This is a genomic window from Caballeronia sp. SBC1 (assembly GCF_011493005.1).
Classification (GTDB): Bacteria; Pseudomonadota; Gammaproteobacteria; order Burkholderiales; family Burkholderiaceae; genus Caballeronia.
Window position 1 is genome coordinate 681,558 of sequence record NZ_CP049158.1, and the last position, 20,528, is coordinate 702,085.

Genomic DNA, 20,528 nt, shown 5'->3' on the forward strand with positions numbered 1-20,528 from the left:
TTAGGAAAGCTGATTATTAAGTTGCTTTGATAAACGTCCATACACCGCATGCGCGTTGTCTTCATAGATGCGCTGGCGATCGGCCGGCGTGAGCCAGGGAATCGCGTCAATATAACGACGGGTATCGTCGTAGTAGTGACCGGTCTCGGGGTCGATGCCCTGGACCGCGCCTATGGTCTCCGATGCAAACAGGATGTTCTCGACGGGGATTACTTTCGCCAGCAGGTCAGTGCCGGGCTGGTGGTACACGCAGGTATCGAAGAACACGTTCTTGAGCAGATAGTCCTTGAGCAAAGGCCGCTTCATGTCCTGAGCGAGCCCGCGATAACGCCCCCAGTGATAAGGCACGGCGCCCCCGCCGTGGGGAATGATGAAACGCAAGTCGGGGAAATCGGCGAACAGGTCAGCGGTGAGCAATTGCATGAACGCCGAGGTGTCGCCGTTGATGTAATGCGCGCCGGTCGCATGGAAGTTGGGGTTGCACGACGATGACACGTGGATCATGGCCGGCACGTTCAGCTCGACCATGGTTTCGTAGAGCGGATACCACGAGCGATCCGTCAGCGGCGGCCCGGTCCAGTAACCACCCGATGGGTCCGGGTTGAGATTGCAGCCTATGAAGCCAAGCTGCTCGACACAGCGGCGCAATTCGGGAATGCAATTCTCGGGCGATACCCCAGGCGCTTGCGGCAACTGGCAGACACCCACGAAGTTGCGCGGAAACATCTGGCAAACGCGATGAACCAGGTCATTGCTTTCCTGCGACCAGTGCGCGTTGGCATCGGCGCCGGCCAGGTGATGACCCATGCCGGCAGCCCGTGGTGAAAAGATCGTGAGATCCGTGCCGCGTTCCCGTTGAATGCGCAACTGCCCTGATTCGATGCTGTCGCGAATCTGCTCGTCCGTAATGACGGGACGCGGCGGGGGGGATGTACCGTCTTTTAGCGCCGCTATCTGGGCGGCGCGCCAGGCTTCATGCTCGCGCGGGGAGGTCGTGTAGTGACCATGACAGTCGATGATCATTGCGGTTTCCAGATCAAGGTTCAGTGAAGGTGGCCGGCACGGGAGTCGCCGGCCGGCAGTGCGTCGATCTCGTCTTCCGAAGGTGTGACCCGCATGACCAGCGCGATAATGGTTGCCACCACCAGGAAGGCCGCTATGGTCAGGAGCGCCAGCTTGAAGTTGCCCGTGGCGCTGCGCACGAGCCCGATGCTCCACGGGCCGACGAGCCCGCCGAACTGGGCGACGGTGTTGATGAGCGCGATGGTCGCGGCGCCGGCAGCGCCGGTCCTGAACGAAGACGCGAGGCTCCAGAACAGCGGGTTGCCGGCATAGATGAAAAGCCCCGTCACGCACAGGAGCGCATAGGCGATCACCGGATTCGGCGCATAGGCGCTGCCCGCAATAGCGAGCGCGCTCATTCCGTACACGAACGCGAGATGCTTTTTCCGGTCGCCGGTCCGGTCGGAACTACGGCTGATTACCAGCGTGCCGAGGACACCGAGAAGCGGCGGGGCGGCGGACAAGAAACCCACCTCGAGGTTGCTCAGGTTGCCCAGGCTCTTGACGATCTGCGGCAACCACAGGAACAGGCCGTAGACACCCACGAGCGCGCAGCCGAACAAACACGCGAGGCTCCATACGCGGATGTCGCTGGCTACGCGCAGCATCGGAAAATGCTTGTCGGCGCCCAGGGCCTCGCGTTCTTTCGCCAGCGTGGATTCGAGCCACTGCTTTTGCGCGTCGGTAAGCCACGCGGCGTCAGCAGGGCGCTCGGTCATCAGGCGCAGCGTCAGGAGACCAAGGAGCATGGCCGGGACACCTTCCATGATGAACATCCATTGCCATCCCTGCAGACCGAGCGGCCCATTAGCATAGGTCATGAGCGCCGTTGAGATCGGGCCGCCGAGCACCGCGGAGAACGAGCCGGCGATGATGTACCCCCCCACCGCACGCGCACGATAACGCTGCGGGAACCACTTTGTCAGGTATACGGCCACGCCGGGAAGAAACCCGGCCTCCATTACGCCCAGCAGGAAGCGCAGTACATAGAAGCTGTACTCGCTGGACACGAAGGCAGTCGCGGCGGCAACCGCCCCCCACGTCAGCAGGATGCGGGCGATCCAGCGCCGGGCGCCAACGCGATGGAGCAGCAGGTTGCTGGGTACTTCAAGAAGCATGTAGCCGAAGAAGAAAATGCTTCCGGCGAAGCCGAACACAGCTGGGCTGAAGCCGAGCTGCTTGTTCATGTCGAGCGCGGCAAAACCGATGTTTATTCGGTCAAGATAGTTGAAGAACATCATGGCGAAGAGCAACGGCATCAGGCGGCCGTAGACTCGCCGCATGGTTGCACTTTCGATCGGATCGGTCATCAATGTCTCCTGCAGTAGAGCGCCCGTAGGGTCGGGCGTCGTTGTGGTGTGCTGTTGCTACGATGATTCCACGATGATCCGGGTGCCGATCAGCAGCGGTGTGTGCTTACGCGTTCGACCAGCCGTGAATCACTCTCAGACGGCAGCCGATACACCCAATACCATCATTCGACGGTCGTTTAGCATCGCTAACGGACCGGGATGATGCCGATCAAAAAGTGACAGGAACCCGCAAGCAAAGAAACGAGGGAGCGATTTCACGGCGGCAAACCGAAAGTGGGTGATAGACGGTGTTATCCGAAAGCCATTATTCCGACGCCGGACGATCTGGCGCGGTGCACGTACTTACGGTTGAATTACATAGCGATGGCGCATGCTATAAAAAATGGCGAGCGTCTGCGCAAGTGCGTTTGGGATGACCGCGTTCCTGCAAACCCATGATTCGACGAGTCATGGTACGAACCGCTGTGCCGCACGTCCAAGACCGTGTTTTTATCCTTTTATAATAATTTTCTTATAGTTCTGCCGGATCTTGCGGCAAGTCTTTCCCCATGGGCGATAAGCAGGTAAGAAAGGCGCGCAGATGAGGCGAGTTGTCGTCGCTGCGAAAGCTTGCCGAAAGCGTCGTGGTCTGTGATGCCAGCGGACCGCTCAGGCGCCGGTACACCACGTCGGAGCGTCCGTGCCGCGCGACTGATTCGCCCACGAAAGTCACACCCAGTCCCGCCGCAACCAGCGCAATAGCGGTCTGGATCTCGTAAGCCTGATGCGCGATGTGCGGCGTGATCCCAGCATTGCGATAAAGCGATTCAACGAAACGCGAGAACTGCGCATTTGGGTGCTTTGGGTAGAGCACCAGGGGCGTGTTGCCAAGCTGCGTGATCCGTACTTTCTTTTCGGCCGCAAGCGGATGGTCCAACGGGAGCACGGCCATCAGGCGTTCGCGCAGCAGCGGCAACGTGGTGCATCCCGCTATGGGAGGAACCTGCCGTCCGATGCCGATGTGAATGCGCGTCTCATGTAGTGCATCAGCTTGCTCTTCAGTGAGCATTTCGAAGAGCTTCAGCTCGACCTTGGGGTAATCCCGATGAAACGACTTCAGTGCAGGCGGCAATACGCTGTACATCGCTGAACGGGTAAAGCCGATGCCGAGCCAGCCACGCATGCCCAGGCCGATCTCGCGGGTACCCAGCGCAGCCTGATCGAAGGAAGCGAGGATCTGGCGCGCCTCGATACACAGATAGCTCCCCGCCTCCGTGAGTCTCAGCGGCCGGCTGCCGCGGTCCACCAACTGCGTGCCCATGCGTGCCTCGAGTGCGCGGATCTGCTGGCTTAGCGCCGGTTGCGCGACGTGCAGCCGCTCCGCCGCGCGGCTGAAGTTGAGTTCTTCCGCAAGGACGACAAAGGCCTGCAGGTGTCGGAGGTTCATTGTTGTGTGGTTGAAAGAGCTGTAACAGCGAACACCCTGCACGATGAAAGCAGTATCGGGCGCCAAGGACCGGCAGAGGTTATCAAAACCATGTGGTTCTATCCGGTTTCGTGCCAACCGCATTGAGTAGCGCAAAGAATGGATGCTTGATTTATTGACTGCGTAGTCATAAACTCAATCCATGAGTTCCTATTCCAGTCCGAAAAAGACGGCTTCGGCCATGCAGCGCGGCAGACCGCGTGAGTTCGACGTGGCCTCCGTGTCCGAGGCGGCAGCTCGCGTGTTTTGGGAGCGTGGCTATCACTCGACCTCGCTGGACGATCTTACCGAGGCAACGGGTCTGCTGCGCGGTAGTCTTTACGGCGCTTTTGGCGACAAGCGCGGCATGCTGCTCGTCGCGCTGGATCACTACGCCGAAGGAGCGGTAGCGAAGTTATCCGAGCGGCTGAATTCGGGTCTTCCTCCACACGAAGCGTTGCGTGAAGCGTTGCTTCACCATACGCGGGTGGTTTCCGCGCTGACCGGCATACCTGGCTGTTTCATTACGAATACCGCGCTTGAGATGGTGCCCAGCGACCCGGACGTGGCATTGCGGATAGAGTCAATCATGCGGCGCATATCAACCTTGCTCGCCGCAGCGGTTATTCGCGGACAGGCGGAAGGGGTCTTCAATCCGGGGTTGAATGAAAAAGCAGTGGGTGATTTTCTGCTATGCATGACGCAGGGCTTGAGGGTTCTCGGTAAGGTCGTGCATGAAGAGGAGCGGCTGACCGCGGCTGTCGATGTCGCCATGCGGGCATTGAGCTGAATTTTTTTCTCTATTTATTGACTGGGTAGTCATGAAATCAGACCGAGTTTTGCAGGACCCGTCCGTACGCATGCATTCGGCGTCGACCCGGTCGGGCGCGTTGGCTTTACTCGTGCTGCTCACGGGCGCATTCCTGTCACCGCTCGATTACTTCATCGTGAATCTTGCGCTGCCGGCCATTCGCTCGGGGCTGCATGCGAGTTCGGCGGAGCTGCAACTGATCGTGTCCGTGTACACCGCTGCGTTCGCTGTCTTTCTGGTGACGGGCGGGCGGCTGGGCGACATGTTTGGACGCAAGCGGATATTCATGCTCGGCATGGCGGGGTTTGTCGTGTCGTCGGCGTTGTGTGCAGTGGCGCCGAATGGCACCGTGCTGGTGATCGGAAGAATGCTTCAGGGCGCGTCGGCTTCAGTCATGGTGCCGCAGATCCTTGCCACTATCCGGACCGTATTCCCGAAGGAGCAGCAGACGAAAGTCATGAGCCTGTACGGATTCATCTATGGCTTTGCCTCGGTCGTGGGACAGATAGGCGGCGGGGCGTTGATCACGCTCCGGCCGTTCGGGCTCGGTTGGCAATCGATCTTCCTGATCAACTTGCCCGTCGGATGTCTGGCGCTGATCGGCGCGTGGCGCTTCGTGCCGGAAAATCGTCCGGCACGAGGGGCCGGTATCGATGCGGTGGGCCTGGTGCTTTTGTCGGTGTTCATGGCACTGGTGATCTATCCATTGACGCAGGGCCGGGAGGCAGGATGGCCTGCGTGGACGCTCCTTGCGCTGGCGGCGAGTGTGCCGGTTTTTGCCGCGTTTCTGTTGGTGGAATACCGGTTGAAGCTGAAAGGCGGGGACCCGCTTGTCGACCTCGATCTATTCAGGAATCCTGTATTTTCGATCGGGTTGGTGCTGGCTTTTTTCTTCTATTGCGACAGCGTTTTTTTCCTGACTTACGGTATCTATCTGCAGAATGGTTTGCGTTTTTCGCCGCTTGCCGCGGGCATCGCGATTTTCCCGTTTGGCGCCGGCTCTATTCTTGGACCGTTGTTGTCGCCGCTACTTGTGCGGAGAGTCGGCAACCGAATCCTCGTCATTGGCTTTGCATTGCTCGCGGTTGGGTTTGCGACGTCTGGAGGCGCGCTATTTCGAGGGGTTGAACCGGGGCCGCTGTTTTATACCGGGCTGCTGTTTGCCGGGATGGGGCACGGCATTGTGCTGCCTTCGGTGGTGCGGATCGTGATAGGGGAGGTCGGACCGGCGCAAGCCGGACTCGCATCGAGTGTGGTCACGTCCATGTTGCAGATCGGCTCGGCGTTCGGCGCGACCGCTATCAGCGGAGCCTTCTTTTCGGTGCTGTCGACCGGGACATCGGCCGCGGACTATGCGCACGCTTATCAGGTGAGCATTGCGATTGTGTCGGCGCTGTTTGTGGGCTGCATCGGGCTTTCGATGGTACTGGCGACGACGCGAGCGCACTCAGAACCCCCGCCAGAGTGACGAACCGAGGCCACTGGCTGGAACCCCGAGCCGTGCGCCGGAGCGCAAAAAGCCACCGCGCTAAAGCACATTCAGCATCGCCAACGCGGTCTCCTGCAAGTGATGTACTACCCGGTTAATCGCTGCCTCAGTAGTCTCCTTGCCCATCGGCATGTTCGTGCTTAGCGCGGCAACAACCTCGCCATGCCGGTCCTTCATGGGCACCGCAATGCCCCGCACGCCCACTTGCAATTGCTGTTCGATGACCGCAAAACCATCGGCCCGGGCTTGCCGGATTTTCTCCGCAAGACGCACCGTGTTCGTCAGCGTATGAGGTGTAAATGGCGTCAGCACGGTCGTGTTCAGCCACTCATGAACGGCTTCCTCGTCGGGCTTGTAGGCAAGCAGCACTACTCCGGGCGACGTCAGCGGTGCAGGCACCCGGGCGCCCAGCACGAAGCCCGTGGTCATGACACGAGAGGTTCCGTTGCGTGCAATGAAAACCAGCTCCCATTCATCGAGCACGCTGATATATACCGACTCGTTAAGCGTCGCACTCAGTTGCTGCAGGTATGGCTGCACCAGTTTCGGCAATCGTGCGGAATCGAAATACGACCAGCCAACGCGCAGCACACGCGGTGTCAGTCCGAACAATTTTCCGTCGCTTTCTACATAACCAAGACTCTCCAGCGTCAGCAAATGCCGACGCGCCGCGGTGCGGGTCATGCCCGTGCGGGCCGCTGCTTGCGTGGGGGTCATGCGGGCGTGCTCACTGTCGAATGCCTCAAGCACCGCTAACCCTTTCTCAAGTCCCGCGATCCAGTCGCGCTTGTCCAACGGCGGTCGTTTGGTCATAAGCATTAACCCTCATTCCGTACGATCAATGGTGATGTGTGAGCGATTATCGCGCACATTGCGGAAACATTGCTTCGTGTTCGCGAGCGCAATCCTTATCCTTGGTTTCATTGGCTTGATGAATAAAGCTATGAAACGCAGCTATGAAACGCAGCTATGAAGCGAAGGGGACATCATGAGAATCACCGGCACGACCCGGATTTTTTATTGCATCGCCGATCCAGTGGATCAGGTGCGTGCGCCGGAGGTCTTTAACGCTGTGTTTGCGCGGCATGAAGTCGACGCCGTGATGGTGCCCCTGCGCGTCACGGCGGGCCATCTTGCGGCAACGTTGCGTTGCCTTCTCGCTTCGCCGACAGTCGGTGGCGTGTCGCTGTCCATCCCGCACAAGGCGGCCGCGGCGGCGACGGTGGACCGCTGTTCGCGGGCTGCGTTGGCCGCGAATGCGGTTAATGCGGTCAGGCGCAATCCGGATGGCGAACTCGAAGGGGACCTGTTCGATGGCGTGGGTTTTACGCGCTCGATGGATCGCGCAGGCCTGGCTTACGCGGGCCGCCGGATCCTCATGCTGGGCGCAGGCGGCGCGGCATCGGCGGTGGCGACCGCTCTGGCAGCAGCCGGTGTAGCCGAACTCGCGCTCTTTGACCCCGACCACAGTAAAGCGCAGCATCTCGCCGCCGTGTTGAGGCGCGATTTTCACATCGAGGCTAGCAATGTTCCGACCAATGATCCGCACGATTATGACGTGGTCATCAATGCATCGCCTCTCGGTTTGAAGGATAGCGACCCGCTTCCCGTGGATGTCGGGGCGATTCGCGAGGACGCTGTCGTATGCGACATCCTGATGAAAAACCAGCCCACGCCGTTGTTGCGCGCAGCCCGCTCACGGGGGCTGATTGCTGAACCCGGCTTCGACATGCTTATCCAGCAAACGCCGCTTTATCTCGAGTTTTTCGGTTATCCGGAGCTTGCCAAGTCGGTGCGCTCGGACGATGGATATCTGCTGGACCTGATTACGCCAGACGTACTGCGTCGTCGGTTGGATGCATCGGTAAGCCCACAACCCACCGACATTCCGGCTTAGTGCTAACCCCGAAAACGATCGTTAATCGCACATAAGCGTTCGATAATCGTTTTCATTTTCGTGGCAAGCATTGATTGCGCAAAGTCGCCGCCCTATGCTCCATTCACCGCAGCGCGCCACGCGCTTTTACCTGCCGGACACGTCCTGCAGCCCAACATCAATACATATCAGAGACAACCTAATGACTATCGCTATCCAGCCTTCAGACGTGGCAGCAGTCGACCGGGAGAAGAGCCGGGCACGCAAGGCGGCGCTTGGCAGTTTTGTCGGTGCAGTGGTGGACTGGTATGACTTCCTGCTCTACGGCATCATTGCCGCGATCGTTTTCAACACCGAGTTCTTCCCGAAAGTCAGCCCTGCCATGGGCACGCTCGCAGCGTTCGGGACCTTTGGCGTAGGCTTTTTGTTTCGCCCGCTGGGTGGTTTTGTGTTCGGCCACTATGGCGACCGGCTGGGCCGCAAGCGCATGCTGGTGCTGACCGTGATGATGATGGGTCTCTCAACCGCGATGATCGGCTTGCTGCCCACGTTCGCGTCCATCGGCTGGTGGGCACCGGTCCTGCTCGTGGCCTTGCGTGCCATCCAGGGTTTCGCGGTTGGCGGCGAATGGGGCGGTGCGGCGTTGATGGCAGTGGAAAGCGCGCCCGGCAAAAAGAAGGCGTTCTACAGCAGCGGCGTGCAGGTCGGTTACGGCGTGGGACTGGTGCTGGCAACCGGCATTGTCTCGATCCTCAGCCAGACCATGGACGACGCGACCTTCAGGACCTGGGGCTGGCGTATACCGTTCGTGTTCAGCGTGGTGCTGGTCCTGATCGGGCTGTGGGTGCGATCGAGCATGGAGGAGTCGCAGGAGTTCGTTAAGAAGGTGATCGAGAAGGGGCAGCGAACCGGGCGCCTGCCGATCTTCGAAGCGTTGCGCCAGCATCCGAAAGCATTCTTGCTGATCATCGCGCTGCGCCTCGCCGAACTCTTCACGATGTACATCGTCACGGCATTTGCGCTGAGCTATTCAACGTCCAACCTCGGCATGCCGCGCCAGTTTTTCCTGAACATTGGCCTGCTTGTGGGAGCGGTCAGCATTGTGACCATTCCATGCTTTGCGATGCTTGCCGACCGTTTTGGCCGCCGCCGCATCTACATGATCGGCGCAGTCGTCGGCATGCTCAGCGCCATTCCGTTCTTCCTCGCACTCGACGCCCGCTCAACCATCTGGATCGTGATCTTCTCGGTGATGCTGGCGAACATCGCGCACGACATGGTGGTGAGCGTTCAGCAGCCAATGTTCACTGAACTCTTCGGCACCGAGTATCGATACAGCGGCGCAGGCGTGGGTTATCAGGTGGCGAGCGTGGTCGGCGGTGGCTTCACGCCGTTCATCGCTGTGGCGCTGGTGAGCTTTGCTGGCGGTTCGTGGCATCCGGTAGCAGCTTATCTGGCGATCGGCTGCCTGATTTCCGTGGTGGTTGCCGGCGGCATGAAGCGGACTTGACCCCACACTATTCAATGGAAGGTAAATCATGACTGATCCCTGCATTATCTCGGTTGCAATAACGGGCTCCGTGCCGCGCAAGAAAGACAATCCGGCGGTGCCCATCTCGATTGCCGAGCAGGTGGAAAGCACCCACGCCGCGTACGAAGCGGGCGCATCGCTGGTGCATCTGCACGTGCGCGACGAACAGGAGAATTCCAGCTCGGACCGCTCGCGTTTCGAGGCGCTTCAGGACGGCATCCGGCAACATTGCCCGGACATCATCATCCAGTTCTCGACGGGTGGACGCGGACGTTCTTTCGAGCAGCGCGGTGCGATGCTCGATCTGCGCCCGGACATGGCTTCGCTCGCCACCGGGTCGGTCAACTTCCCGACCACGGTCTACGAGAACCCGCCCGACTTCGTGCGCTCGCTCGCGAAGTCGATGCTCGATTACGGCGTCAAACCCGAGATAGAAATTTTCGATCTGGCCATGCTCTACAGCACCGTTGAGCTGGTCGGGCAGGGGCTGCTGGCATCGCCGGTTCATGTCCAGTTCGTGATGGGCGTAAAGAACGCGTTGCCGGCGAAGCGCGAAATCCTCGAGTTCGAAGTCGAGCGGCTGCGCGCCGAGTTGCCCGATGCGACCTGGACGGCGGCAGGCATCGGCCGGCATCAGCTTGAGGTGAACCACTGGACGCTGGAGCTGGGCGGTCATTGCCGCACAGGTCTTGAAGACAACATTCGCTGGGATAAGGACACGCTTGCCACGAGCAACGCGCAGCTGGTGAGCCGCGTGGCTGCGTTGTGCGGTGAGTACGGACGTCCGGTTGCAACCGCGGCGCAGGCCCGGGAACTGCTGCATTTACCGGCGCTTTAGTCCTTCTCAGGCGACCGATATAGCCACAGGAATACGGCGGTGCCGCCGCATGACAGCGGTGGCCTGCCTGTTGAAAGAGAACTTACGATGCTACGTTCAATTGCCACCGTCTCAGTCAGCGGAACGCTGGTCGAGAAGCTCAAGGCTATCAGCCGCGCCGGGTTTGACGGCGTTGAGATTTTCGAAAACGACTTGCTGTACTTCGATGGCTCACCCGCCGACGTCAGGCGTATCTGCGCCGACCTCGGCCTCCAGATCATGCTGTTCCAACCCTTCCGCGACTTCGAGGGAGTATCGCCGGAACGACTGGTCCGCAACCTTGAACGTGCGCGACGCAAGTTCGAACTGATGCATGAACTAGGCACGGATCGCGTGCTGGTGTGCAGCAATGCATCCGTGGATTCAATTGGTGGCGATGCATTGCTCGTTGATCAGCTCGGGCAGTTCGCCGACCTCGCGCGTTCGGAAGGCGTGATGGCGGGTTATGAAGCGCTCGCCTGGGGGCGACACGTCAACTCGTACAAACATGCGTGGCGGCTGGTCGACACGCTCGATCATCCCAATCTCGGGTTAATTCTGGACAGCTTCCATACGCTTTCAATCGGCGATTCAGTCGATGAAATTGCTCGCATTCCAGCGGACCGGATTACGTTCGTACAGATCGCGGACGCGCCGAAGATGGCCATGGATGTGCTTGAATGGAGCCGCCATTACCGCTGTTTCCCGGGGCAAGGCGATCTCGACGTGGCCGGCTTTACGCGTCAGGTACTGGCGTCGGGATACGCCGGGCCGCTGTCACTGGAGATATTCAACGACGGCTTTCGTGCGGCGCCGAACGCGGCGACGGCGGTTGATGGCTATCGCTCGCTGCTGTTTCTGGAGGAGCAATGTGCGGGCGCCTTGAAGGCCACGTCGCATGAGACGTTGTTCGATCCGCCCGCCGCGCCTGCGCACACTGGTTTTCAGTTCCTCGAATTCGCCGTTGATCCGGCCGGTGGTCCGACGCTTGCCCAATGGCTCGAACGCCTGGGCTTTCGCGCGGCTGGGCAGCATCGTTCGAAGAATGTCACGCTGTACGCGCAGGGCGACGCGTGCATTCTCCTGAACGGCGAAACCGATTCCTTCGCGAGCGCGTTTCATCAGGCGCATGGCTTGTCGGTGTGCGCGTCGGCGTATCGAGTCGATAACGCAGCGCAAGCCTTCGAGCGCGCAGCCGCTTTCGGCTACGCGCCTTTCTCGGGCAAGGTCGGTCCCAACGAGCGCGTGGTGCCGAGCGTGCAGGCACCCGATAACAGCTTGCAGTATTTCGTCGATGAGGCGCCGGGCGAGCCCACGCTCTACGAAACCGATTTCAACCTGACTGATACAGGCAAGCCAGACCGGGACGATATCCTGCGCTGCATCGACCATGTGTGCCTGAACCTGCCCGCTGACACGTTGGATACGTGGGTGCTTTTTTTCAAGGCGACGTTTGGTTTCGACGCTGAGCCGTCCGTCCTTTTACCGGACCCGTACGGCCTTGTCAGAAGCCGCGCGGTGCGCAGCCGGGACGGTTCCGTGCGGATCGTGCTCAACGCCTCTGCGGACCGGCATACGGCGGTGGTGGAGTCGCTGTCGACCTACCGCGGTTCGGGGCTGAATCACGTTGCGTTCGCGACCGACGACATTTTCGCGGCCGTCGCGGAGCTGCGCGAGCGGGGTGTGCCGCTCCTGCACATTCCGCGCAACTATTACGATGATCTCGAAGCTCGCTACGATTTTGATCCGGCCACGCTCGCACAAATGCGCGAGGGCGGCATCCTGTACGACCGCGACAACGCGGGCGGTGAGTTTTTTCAGGTCTATACGGAACAGTTCGCGGAGCGGTTTTTCCTGGAGGTCGTGCAACGCAGGGGCAGCTACGACGGTTATGGTGCGGTGAACGCGCCGGTTCGGCTCGCGGCGCATGCCCAGCGACGCCATCAGGAGCGGCCGGCCGGGGCGGCGTGACGTGGGCCTGAAGGGTGGTGGCCTGAAGGGATGGCGCGAGCGAGCCGGTGGTCTGGGGTCTGGCGGACGCGTTGCTGGCGTGAGACAGTGCTGGACCGTTTGACGCTTTGATGCCGGAGACGATAATCTGTCTCGGCGTCAGCTTGGCCGCGCGGCCTGGCGGGCTGCGAAGCGGGCTAAGACAGCTGGCGCACGGGTGCGCAGACAGAGACGGACCGGACTTTCTCAGGGGTGATTTTCAATGACCAACGATGCTTCCCTGCCTGGCGCTGCCTCGGCGCAATCCCTGCAGGACAGCGACAATCCGCTGGGTGTCGCCGGGCTTGAATTCGTGGAATTCTCCAGTCCGGACCCGGCGCGGTTGCGGACGCTTTTCGAGCAACTTGGCTTTACGGAAGTGGCGCGGCATGTCAGCAAGGATGTCACGCTGTTTCGCCAGGGCAGCATGAATTTCCTCATCAACGCCGACGATGATTCGTTTGCGGCGCGCTTCGCGGTGAATCATGGAGTGGGCATCTGCGCGATCGGGCTGAGGGTATTCGATGCGCAGATTTCGCATGAGCGTGCCGTCGAATTCGGGGCGTGGGATTTCGAGGGCGAGCGCATTGGGCCGAACGAATTGTTGATACCCGCGATCCAGGGGATCGGGGATTCGCATATTTATTTTGTGGACCATTGGGAAGGCCGGCAAGAGCCAAGTGACAAGGCCCGGTCGATCTACGATATTGATTTCGCGTGGCTCGACCCGCAGGAAACGCGTGCGGCGCTCCATTCCAACGATGCGGGTCTGAGCAAGGTCGATCATTTCACGCAGACGGTTGGGGCGGGCAGACTGGCGGATTGGCTCGATTTTTATCTGCAGGTCCTTCATTTCAAGGAGATCCATGCGGTTCATCCGGACTGGAAGGTGGCGCAGGATCTGCCTGTCATTGTGTCGCCTTGCCAGACGTTGAGCATTCCCGTTTATGAGGAAGGGACGTATCGCACGAGTCTGATGCAGGACTATCTGCCGGACCATACGGGCGAGGGGGTCCAGCATATTGCGCTGGTCGCGAAGGATATTTTTGCGTCGGTGGATATTTTGCGGTCGCGGGGCATTCGTTTCGTGCAGCCGCCGGCACGGTATTACGAGCAACTTGATGAGCGTTTGCCCGGGCACGGGCTGGACGTTGAGGCGCTGCGTTCGCGGGGCATTCTGGTAGATGGGACGATGGGTGCCGATGGTAGCGCGCGGCTCTTCCTGCAAACCTTTATTCAACGCGATCGCGGCGATATGTTTTTTGAAATTGTGGAGAGGCGTGGCGATCACGGGTTTGGGGAAGGGAATTTAATTGCACTTGGCAAAGCGTGGCAGTAGCTTTTCGTTCGCACTCGTTTCAGGGAGGGGGCAGGTAGGGTTATAGGGTTAGCGGTCGGGGTCAATGCCGGGGTGCTGATTTCGGCGTTAGTGGTCTGCTTAGGTTAGCTAATTTATTTATCACTATTAGCCACTGCGCGTGGCGGCGCGTTATTTCTTTGTCCAAAGCGACAAAGAAACGAAGCAAAGAAAGCGCTTTCAAACCACGCTACCCTAAGTGTCCACAGCGTGCAGTTTCTATTCATAGGTGCCCCAAAAGCACGGTGCTCGCCAGAGCCACGGATGTGTGAACCCCTCTTTCTCCGAACACGGATACTCACACGCTTCGCCACCAGTGACTGAACCTGCCCAAGGAGCAGCCCGCGCTATCCGCGAATAACCTCCCTTCAAATTGATTCGTATGCCGAACCATGTCACCAACCAACCAAGAAACAAGGCCACAAAAACGCGTACGCTCAAAGCTGACGAATATTTACGTGGACCAGGAATCAACCAGAAAAAATGAGTAGTGGTACGGATGGTGCAGTGACTATAAAAATAGTCACCTCAATCAAATAGCCAGCACGCGAATAAATGCGGCCAAAAATACGCGTGAGGCCGTGCGGGTTGTTTGGCAACTGGTGCTTGCCCGAGAGCGTTGGGGGCGAAGCGTGTGCGTGTAAGGATTCGCGAGAAGGAGGGGTTCACACATCCGTGGCTCTGGCGAGCACCGTGCTTTTGGGGTACCCATGTATCAGAACTGCACGCTGTGGACACTTACGTGCCCTCGTTCTGAAAGCGCTTTCTTTGCTTCGTTTCTTTGTCGCTTTGGACAAAGAAATGACGCGCCGCCACGCGCAGTGGCTAATAGTGGCAAAGAAATTAGTCAACCTAAGCAGATCGCTAATTCGGAAAGCGGCAACCCGGCATTGACTCCGACCGCCAACCCCGGAACCTAACGGCCAACCCCAGAACCTACCCAACCCCAGAACCTACCCAACCCCAGAACCTACCCAACCCCAGAACCTACCCAACCCCCAGAGCGAGTGCGAACGGAAAAACTATTGCGTTTGAAACCTCCCCCTCGATGCCTTAATCAACTCAAGCACCGCGTTCAATATCGGCGATGCATCTCCCCGTCGATACAAGCAGCTCAGTTCAATATTGCGCAGTTGTTTCGACCTGAGCGGTCGATAAACCACCCCTGGCAAGCGTAGATTCGCAGCAGATTCAGTCGTGACGCAAACACCAAAGCGGCTGGCGACCAGCGCAATACACGTCACCACGTCCTCGACCTCCTGCTCCACCCGCAACCGCACACCTTCAGCCCGGAACGCCGCGGCGACTTCCTGTGCAAGCCCATGCACCGGCGCGTTCGGGTAAAGAATCATCCGTTCATTATCCAGGTCGCGAAGCGTGATCGACTTCTTCACACACAGCGGATGACCCTCGTAAAGCGCGACCAGAAACGGCTCACGCTGAACCCATTCCACCGCTATATCCGCTTCATCCGGCACAAGCCGATTAAACCCGATCGTGATGCGGCGCTCGCGCAAGGCAACAATCTGATCGGCCTTCGACATGTTGTGCAAGCCAATCTTCACATCGGGTCGATCAGTATGGAATTGCGCAAGCAAACGCGGAATCACGTTCAGTATCCCCGAACTGAAAATGCCGACATCCAGCCGGCCAACGTATCCCTGACCCGCGAGCTGCGCCTGCTCCTCAGCACGGCGAGCCAGCGCAAGAACGTTCGGCACCTCGTCAAGCAACGCCTGACCCGCTTGTGTCAGTTCGGCTCCCTTCGGCGTGCGAACGAATAACGATGCCCCAAGTTCCTCTTCCAACGCGCGGATGTTGCGCGTGAGCGGTGGCTGCGCCATGTGAAGACGCTCGGCAGCGCGGCCGAAATTCAACTCCTCGGCAAGTGCCAGAAACTGTCGCATCTGCTTCAAATCCATTACCGCTCCCACTCTAAACATCAATACCAGAATGGTATCGGAATTTGAAAAAACAGTATTGGACGATATCTCTCCTGATCGCGCATGATTCGCAAATAGCAATCACGATACGTTCTGCGCGCGGCGCGCACAGCGGAGACAAACGATGATCATCACCCGTCAGGAAGACGTCACGCGGGCCGTGCTCGACGAGCTAAGCCGCGCACATAACCCTCGATTCCGCGAAATCATGTCTGCGGCAGTGCGCCATCTGCATGACTTCGCACGCGAAGCGAAACTCACGGAAGTGGAATTTCATCAAGCCTGCGGCGTCATCGCCAAGCTGGGGCAACTGACTACCGCATCGCACAACGAGGTTGTGTTGATCGCCGGCTCGCTCGGGCTTTCGTCACTGGTCTGCCTGCTCAACAACGGCGACCACGGTCAAACCGATACGACCGCGAACCTCATGGGCCCGTTCTGGCGAAGCGGTTCACCGCGCACCGAAAACGGCGCTTCAATCGTTCGGTCGCCGACTGCCGGCACCCCTATTTTCGTCAATGCATGGGTCCGCGATCTCCAGGGTCAACCCGTGGCGGACGCGGAAGTGGACGTCTGGCATACATCGGCGGAAGGGTTCTATGAGAACCAGGACCCAGAGCAAGCCGACATGAACCTGCGCGGAAAACTGACCACCGACGCCGAAGGCCACATCGCTTTTCGAAGCGTCAAACCAGCGGGTTATCCGATCCCGTTGTCCGGCCCCGTGGGTGAATTGCTGAGTGCTCAAGGTCGTCACAACATGCGGCCCGCGCATATCCATTTCATGATCTACAAGCCGGGTTTCAAGACGCAATTCTCGCAAGTCTATTCAAGCGACGACCCCAATCTCGATACCGATGTCCAGTTCGGCGTCACGCGCGTGCTGGTGGGCCAGTACGTGCTGCACGACAGCCACGCCGAGCCCGCACCATCCGGCGATATAGAAGGTGCGTGGTATTCGCTCGATCACCACTTCAAGATTGAAGCGGGCGAAGCGAAGCTGCCGAAACCGCCGATCACCGGGAAAGCTGAAGGCGCGCGCCCGACGCTCGCGGTGCTGGCGAGAACCTGACGACGAAACACGCCGAACCTATTTAAACCAAGGGGAGAACCATGCCAATCGTACAGATATCACTCGTTGAAGGACGCGACGACGCGACCGTAAAGGCTTGCATCAAGGCGGTCGCACGCACGATCCACGAGACGCTCGGCGCACCGCTCGCCTCTATCCGGGTCGTTGCGACGGTCGTGCCTGCAACGCATTGGGCCGTCGGCGATCAGACCAAGGACGAGATCGCCGCAGCCGCTCAACAGCAGGAGGCGAAATGACACCTCAGCTCATTGAGCAAGCTGCGAATGCGTTGCTCGATGCCGCGCGAACGGGTCAATTCATCGCGCCGTTGAGAGAGACGTATGAGCAGCTCAGCATCGAGTCGGCGTACGCCGTGCAACGTTTTAACACCGACCGTCGGTTGAAGGAAGGGCGCCGGCTGGTAGGTTGCAAGATCGGGCTGACATCGGTCGCGGTGCAGAAGCAACTTGGCGTGGATCGTCCTGATTTCGGCATGCTCTTCGACGACATGGCCTACGGCGACGGCGAACCGATTCCTGCATCCATCCTCACGCAACCGAAGATTGAAGGCGAGGTGGCGTTTGTGATCGGCCGCGATATTACTGTGTCGAATCCCGGTCCGCTCGATGTGCTGAACGCGATCGAGTACGCGCTGCCAGCGCTTGAAATCGTGGGGAGCCGGATCGCAAAGTGGGACATTCGCATTACCGACACCATCGCAGACAACGCATCGTCGTCGGCATTCGTGGTCGGCAACAGTCCGCGCAAGCTCTCTGAATTTGACTTGCGTTTGTGCGGCATGGTGATCGAGCGGCGCGGCGAGCCGGTCTCAGTGGGTGCGGGCGCGGCCTGCCTGGGTAACCCAATCAACGCGGTCGTCTGGCTCGCGCGCACGATGGCCGGCTTAGGCACGCCGCTCAAGGCAGGGGACCTCGTGTTGTCCGGCGCGCTCGGTCCAATGGTCTCAGTCACGCCCGGCGACATCTTCGAAACCCGCATCAACGGACTCGGTTCCGTGCGGGCTGTATTTGAAAACGACTCGGGCGAGGCACGCTGATGAACAACATTCTCGATTACGCGACCCTCCTCGACGACGCTGCGCGCTACGCCAACGAAGTCGCCCAGTTCGATGCGGAAGGCCGCTTGTCGCTAGACGATGCGTACGCCATTCAATCAGCCTCCATTGCACGCCGGGTGATGCGCGGCGAGCATCGCGCCGGCGTAAAGATGGGCTTCACGAGCCGCGCAAAGATGATCCAGATGGGACTGTCGGATGTGATCTGGGGTCGCCTGACGGCAGGCATGCAGATCGAAGAGGGCATGGCTGTCGACTTCTCGCGCTTCGTGCATCCGCGCGTTGAGCCGGAGATCGCGTTCGTGCTCAAGCGCCCGTTATCCGGCAATGTCACCGGTCCCGAAGCGCTCGCGGCGGTGGAAGCCATTGCGCCGGCGCTGGAGATCATCGATTCGCGCTACAAGGACTTCAAGTTCACGCTTCCTGAAGTGATTGCTGACAACGCTTCGTCGAGCGGCTTCGTGATCGGGCCGTGGTGCAGTCCGCAAATCGATTTCTCCAACCTGGGGCTGACCCTGAACATCGATGGACGCGTGGTGCAGGTCGGCTCGACCGCGGCCTTGCTTGGCCATCCGTTGCGCTCACTGGTCGCGGCCGCGCGCCTGTCCGCGCTCGCGGGCGAGCCCTTGCAGGCCGGCTGGATCGTCATGGCAGGGGGCGCAACGCCCGCCGAATGGATCAAGCCGGGCCAATACATCTCTGTCGAGATGGAACGCCTTGGGAGCGCCGGCTTTCATGTGAAGGGCTAAGCAAGACGGCAACGCTGAAACCGGCAGGTCTCCAACATTAGCGCGGTGAATCCTCAGCTGATTCACTATGCGCAGTTTTACGATGCATTGGCGATAGTCCCGGCAACAACAGAGGCAATCTCGGACGAGGCTCGTTTCGATCGTTGTCTGCCGGCGAGGGTAGCCTGCCGTTGCAGGCGTCCGTGGCAGCGCTGCCGCAGGCCGTGCCCCTGAGTCTTGAAGTGCCGAACCGACAGATCGCTTCATCCGTCGACCTGGACGAGCGTTTGCGCAGGACCTTGGCGGCCGCGAAACAGGTCGTTCACGACTAGGAGGAACGGGGCTCACGCCTTAGTGCAAACCCGAATAATGCGCGATTATCGGACACTCGCGTTCGATAATCAATTTCTTTCAAGCGCAAAACATTGCTCGCGATCGCACATGACTTTATTGTGTGGACGTGCTGATCCAATACCTCAAGCGGCACATTCAGTCAGTACCGAGCCTTATTTTCAAGCCAGATAGTTTCCTTTAGTACCAGAACTTTCCAGCCGTCATCGCGAAGCAGCATTATAGGTTAGGAAAGCTTAATAAAATACCTGCAGCATTGAGCCCAACCGATAGAATTAAAGGAGGAGACGGAGATGAAGCAATCAAAACAGGCGGGAGCCGCGGTCGTCATCACGGTGGCAATGGCGACGTCCGCGCATGCGCAAAACAGCGTGACGCTGTACGGTATTGTCGATAATTCGATGACTTACCAAAGCAGCCAGACAACCCTGGGTTCCACCAAGGGCGGAAGCTCCAACATCAAGATGTCGTCGGGCGTATGGGCGGGCAGCCGCTTCGGCCTGAAGGGCGCCGAGGACCTCGGCGGTGGCACCAAGACTATCTTTCAACTCGAGTCAGGGTTTAATAGCACCAGCGGCGCACAGCAATACACCAATGCCGAATTCGGCCGGCAGGCATGGGTGGGTGTAACGAATCCCACATACGGCACGTTCACGGCCGGACGCCAGTACACGTCCTACTACTCGCTGCTTTCGCCGTATAGCCCGACCAACTGGCTGACCGGATTCTACGGCGCGCACCCGGGCGACCTCGACGAACTGGACACCATCTACCGCGCGAACAACTCGCTGGTCTATACGTCACCCAAGCTCTACGGATTCACGTTCAGCGGCTCGTATGCGTTCGCGGGCGTGCCGGGCAGCGTGAACCAGGGTTCGACATGGAGTGGTGCGGTCCAGTACGCCAACGGCCCGTTCGGGATTGCGGCAGCCATTACGCGCATCAATAACTCGACCCCGGGCGGCGGCGCGTACGGCACGGATTCGACCACGAATTCGAACGGGCAGTCAGGTGTCTCGGCGGTGACGAACGGCTACCAGACGGCGCAGGCGCAACAGCGGATCGCCGTTGGTACGGGCTATACATTCAACAGCGCATGGGACGTGTCGGCGGTATATTCGAACGTGCAATACATTCCCGGTATTCATTCGCTGTTCCGCGATACCGCGATCTTCAACACGGCCGGCGCCGTGCTTCACTGGCATGCGGCGACCTCCCTCGATCTGGGGACCGGGTACAGCTACACCCGTGCGACGAAAGCGAACGGTATAAACAGCGTCGCTCAATATCACCAGTTCAACTTGTCAGAGTATTACGCGCTATCAAAACGGACCGGCCTGTACGCGCTGCAGGCGTACCAGCGCGCGAAGGGCCAGACACTGGGAACGCCGGGCGCGTCCAGCATCATCAATGCAACGGCTACGTTGGGCGATGGGTTCCAGTCAGCGCCGTCTTCGTCACCAAGCCAGTTCGCGGCAGGCGTGGGTATCATTCACCGGTTCTAATGAACGCTCGCTGTTATCGCTGTTGGTTCTCTGTCGGTCCGCCGTTTGCTTAGCTGTTTGCTTTTTACTTACTAGTCACGCGCATCGGCGGCTCGGGGAATACCCGGGCTGCCGCGGAAAAATTCA

At 59.5% G+C, this 20,528-nt stretch carries 18 protein-coding genes; 13 read left to right on the top strand and 5 right to left on the bottom strand.

The annotated features are described in order from the left end of the window. The 3 genes from SBC1_RS29980 to SBC1_RS29990 all read right to left on the bottom strand — a co-directional run bounded on the left by SBC1_RS29980 (window position 1) and on the right by SBC1_RS29990 (window position 3,801). Window positions 1-1,023, bottom strand: a complete 1,023-nt coding sequence (locus tag SBC1_RS29980; RefSeq protein ID WP_165103482.1) for an amidohydrolase family protein — start codon at window positions 1,021-1,023, stop codon at window positions 1-3. Between the two features lie 20 nt (window positions 1,024-1,043). Continuing rightward, window positions 1,044-2,372, bottom strand: coding sequence for an MFS transporter (locus tag SBC1_RS29985; RefSeq protein ID WP_165103486.1), 1,329 nt, complete (start codon window positions 2,370-2,372; stop codon window positions 1,044-1,046). 514 nt (window positions 2,373-2,886) lie between these two features. After that, window positions 2,887-3,801, bottom strand: coding sequence for a LysR family transcriptional regulator (locus SBC1_RS29990; RefSeq protein WP_165103490.1), 915 nt, complete (start codon window positions 3,799-3,801; stop codon window positions 2,887-2,889). Window positions 3,802-3,982: 181 nt separating this feature from the next. Between SBC1_RS29990 and SBC1_RS29995 the strand changes: the two genes are divergently transcribed. Together SBC1_RS29995 and SBC1_RS30000 are read left to right on the top strand one after the other, a co-directional pair. Beyond that, window positions 3,983-4,609 carry a TetR/AcrR family transcriptional regulator gene (locus tag SBC1_RS29995; protein WP_165103494.1) on the top strand — a complete coding sequence of 209 codons (627 nt, stop codon included), beginning with the start codon at window positions 3,983-3,985 and terminating at the stop codon, window positions 4,607-4,609. A 31-nt stretch (window positions 4,610-4,640) separates the two neighbouring features. Further along, on the top strand, window positions 4,641-6,098 hold the full coding sequence (locus SBC1_RS30000) for an MFS transporter (RefSeq protein WP_165103498.1): 1,458 nt from the start codon (window positions 4,641-4,643) through the stop codon (window positions 6,096-6,098). A gap of 60 nt (window positions 6,099-6,158) precedes the next feature. On the opposite strand, the gene SBC1_RS30005 is transcribed toward SBC1_RS30000, so the two are convergent. Beyond that, the gene (locus SBC1_RS30005; protein WP_165103501.1) at window positions 6,159-6,932 is read right to left on the bottom strand and encodes an IclR family transcriptional regulator C-terminal domain-containing protein; all 774 of its coding nucleotides are present in this window, start codon (window positions 6,930-6,932) and stop codon (window positions 6,159-6,161) included. A 175-nt stretch (window positions 6,933-7,107) separates the two neighbouring features. On the opposite strand from SBC1_RS30005, the gene SBC1_RS30010 reads away from it, so the two are divergent. The 5 genes from SBC1_RS30010 (at window position 7,108) to SBC1_RS30030 (ending at window position 13,710) form a co-directional block, all read left to right on the top strand. Then, window positions 7,108-8,016, top strand: coding sequence for a shikimate dehydrogenase (locus tag SBC1_RS30010; RefSeq protein ID WP_165103505.1), 909 nt, complete (start codon window positions 7,108-7,110; stop codon window positions 8,014-8,016). A 181-nt stretch (window positions 8,017-8,197) separates the two neighbouring features. Next, a complete protein-coding gene (gene shiA / locus SBC1_RS30015) occupies window positions 8,198-9,505 on the top strand; it encodes a shikimate transporter (protein WP_165103508.1) in 1,308 nt (435 codons plus the stop codon). 28 nt (window positions 9,506-9,533) lie between these two features. Then, window positions 9,534-10,364, top strand: coding sequence for a 3-keto-5-aminohexanoate cleavage protein (locus SBC1_RS30020; RefSeq protein ID WP_165103511.1), 831 nt, complete (start codon window positions 9,534-9,536; stop codon window positions 10,362-10,364). 87 nt (window positions 10,365-10,451) lie between these two features. Next, window positions 10,452-12,353: a bifunctional sugar phosphate isomerase/epimerase/4-hydroxyphenylpyruvate dioxygenase family protein gene (locus tag SBC1_RS30025; protein ID WP_165103514.1), complete on the top strand. Its 1,902-nt coding sequence runs from the start codon at window positions 10,452-10,454 to the stop codon at window positions 12,351-12,353. A 241-nt stretch (window positions 12,354-12,594) separates the two neighbouring features. After that, window positions 12,595-13,710, top strand: coding sequence for a 4-hydroxyphenylpyruvate dioxygenase family protein (locus SBC1_RS30030; protein ID WP_165103517.1), 1,116 nt, complete (start codon window positions 12,595-12,597; stop codon window positions 13,708-13,710). A 1,040-nt stretch (window positions 13,711-14,750) separates the two neighbouring features. Here the strand turns inward: SBC1_RS30030 and SBC1_RS30035 are convergent. Continuing rightward, on the bottom strand, window positions 14,751-15,650 hold the full coding sequence (locus SBC1_RS30035; RefSeq protein WP_165103521.1) for a LysR substrate-binding domain-containing protein: 900 nt from the start codon (window positions 15,648-15,650) through the stop codon (window positions 14,751-14,753). 145 nt (window positions 15,651-15,795) lie between these two features. On the opposite strand from SBC1_RS30035, the gene SBC1_RS30040 reads away from it, so the two are divergent. From SBC1_RS30040 to SBC1_RS30065, 6 genes are all read left to right on the top strand, one after another. Further along, on the top strand, window positions 15,796-16,743 hold the full coding sequence (locus SBC1_RS30040) for a dioxygenase (protein ID WP_165103524.1): 948 nt from the start codon (window positions 15,796-15,798) through the stop codon (window positions 16,741-16,743). Between the two features lie 41 nt (window positions 16,744-16,784). Beyond that, a complete protein-coding gene (locus SBC1_RS30045; protein ID WP_165103527.1) occupies window positions 16,785-17,000 on the top strand; it encodes a tautomerase family protein in 216 nt (71 codons plus the stop codon). Further along, window positions 16,997-17,800, top strand: a complete 804-nt coding sequence (locus SBC1_RS30050) for a 2-keto-4-pentenoate hydratase (RefSeq protein WP_165103530.1) — start codon at window positions 16,997-16,999, stop codon at window positions 17,798-17,800. The genes SBC1_RS30045 and SBC1_RS30050 overlap by 4 nt, the downstream gene beginning before the upstream one ends. Continuing rightward, window positions 17,800-18,567: a 2-keto-4-pentenoate hydratase gene (locus tag SBC1_RS30055; RefSeq protein ID WP_165103533.1), complete on the top strand. Its 768-nt coding sequence runs from the start codon at window positions 17,800-17,802 to the stop codon at window positions 18,565-18,567. Before SBC1_RS30050 ends, SBC1_RS30055 begins: the two co-directional genes overlap by 1 nt. Before the next feature lie 143 nt (window positions 18,568-18,710). Beyond that, window positions 18,711-18,878 (top strand): hypothetical protein, encoded by a 168-nt coding sequence (locus SBC1_RS30060; protein WP_165103536.1) that lies wholly within the window; start codon window positions 18,711-18,713, stop codon window positions 18,876-18,878. A gap of 312 nt (window positions 18,879-19,190) precedes the next feature. Next, window positions 19,191-20,402: a porin gene (locus tag SBC1_RS30065; RefSeq protein ID WP_165103539.1), complete on the top strand. Its 1,212-nt coding sequence runs from the start codon at window positions 19,191-19,193 to the stop codon at window positions 20,400-20,402. Window positions 20,403-20,528 lie beyond the last annotated feature (126 nt).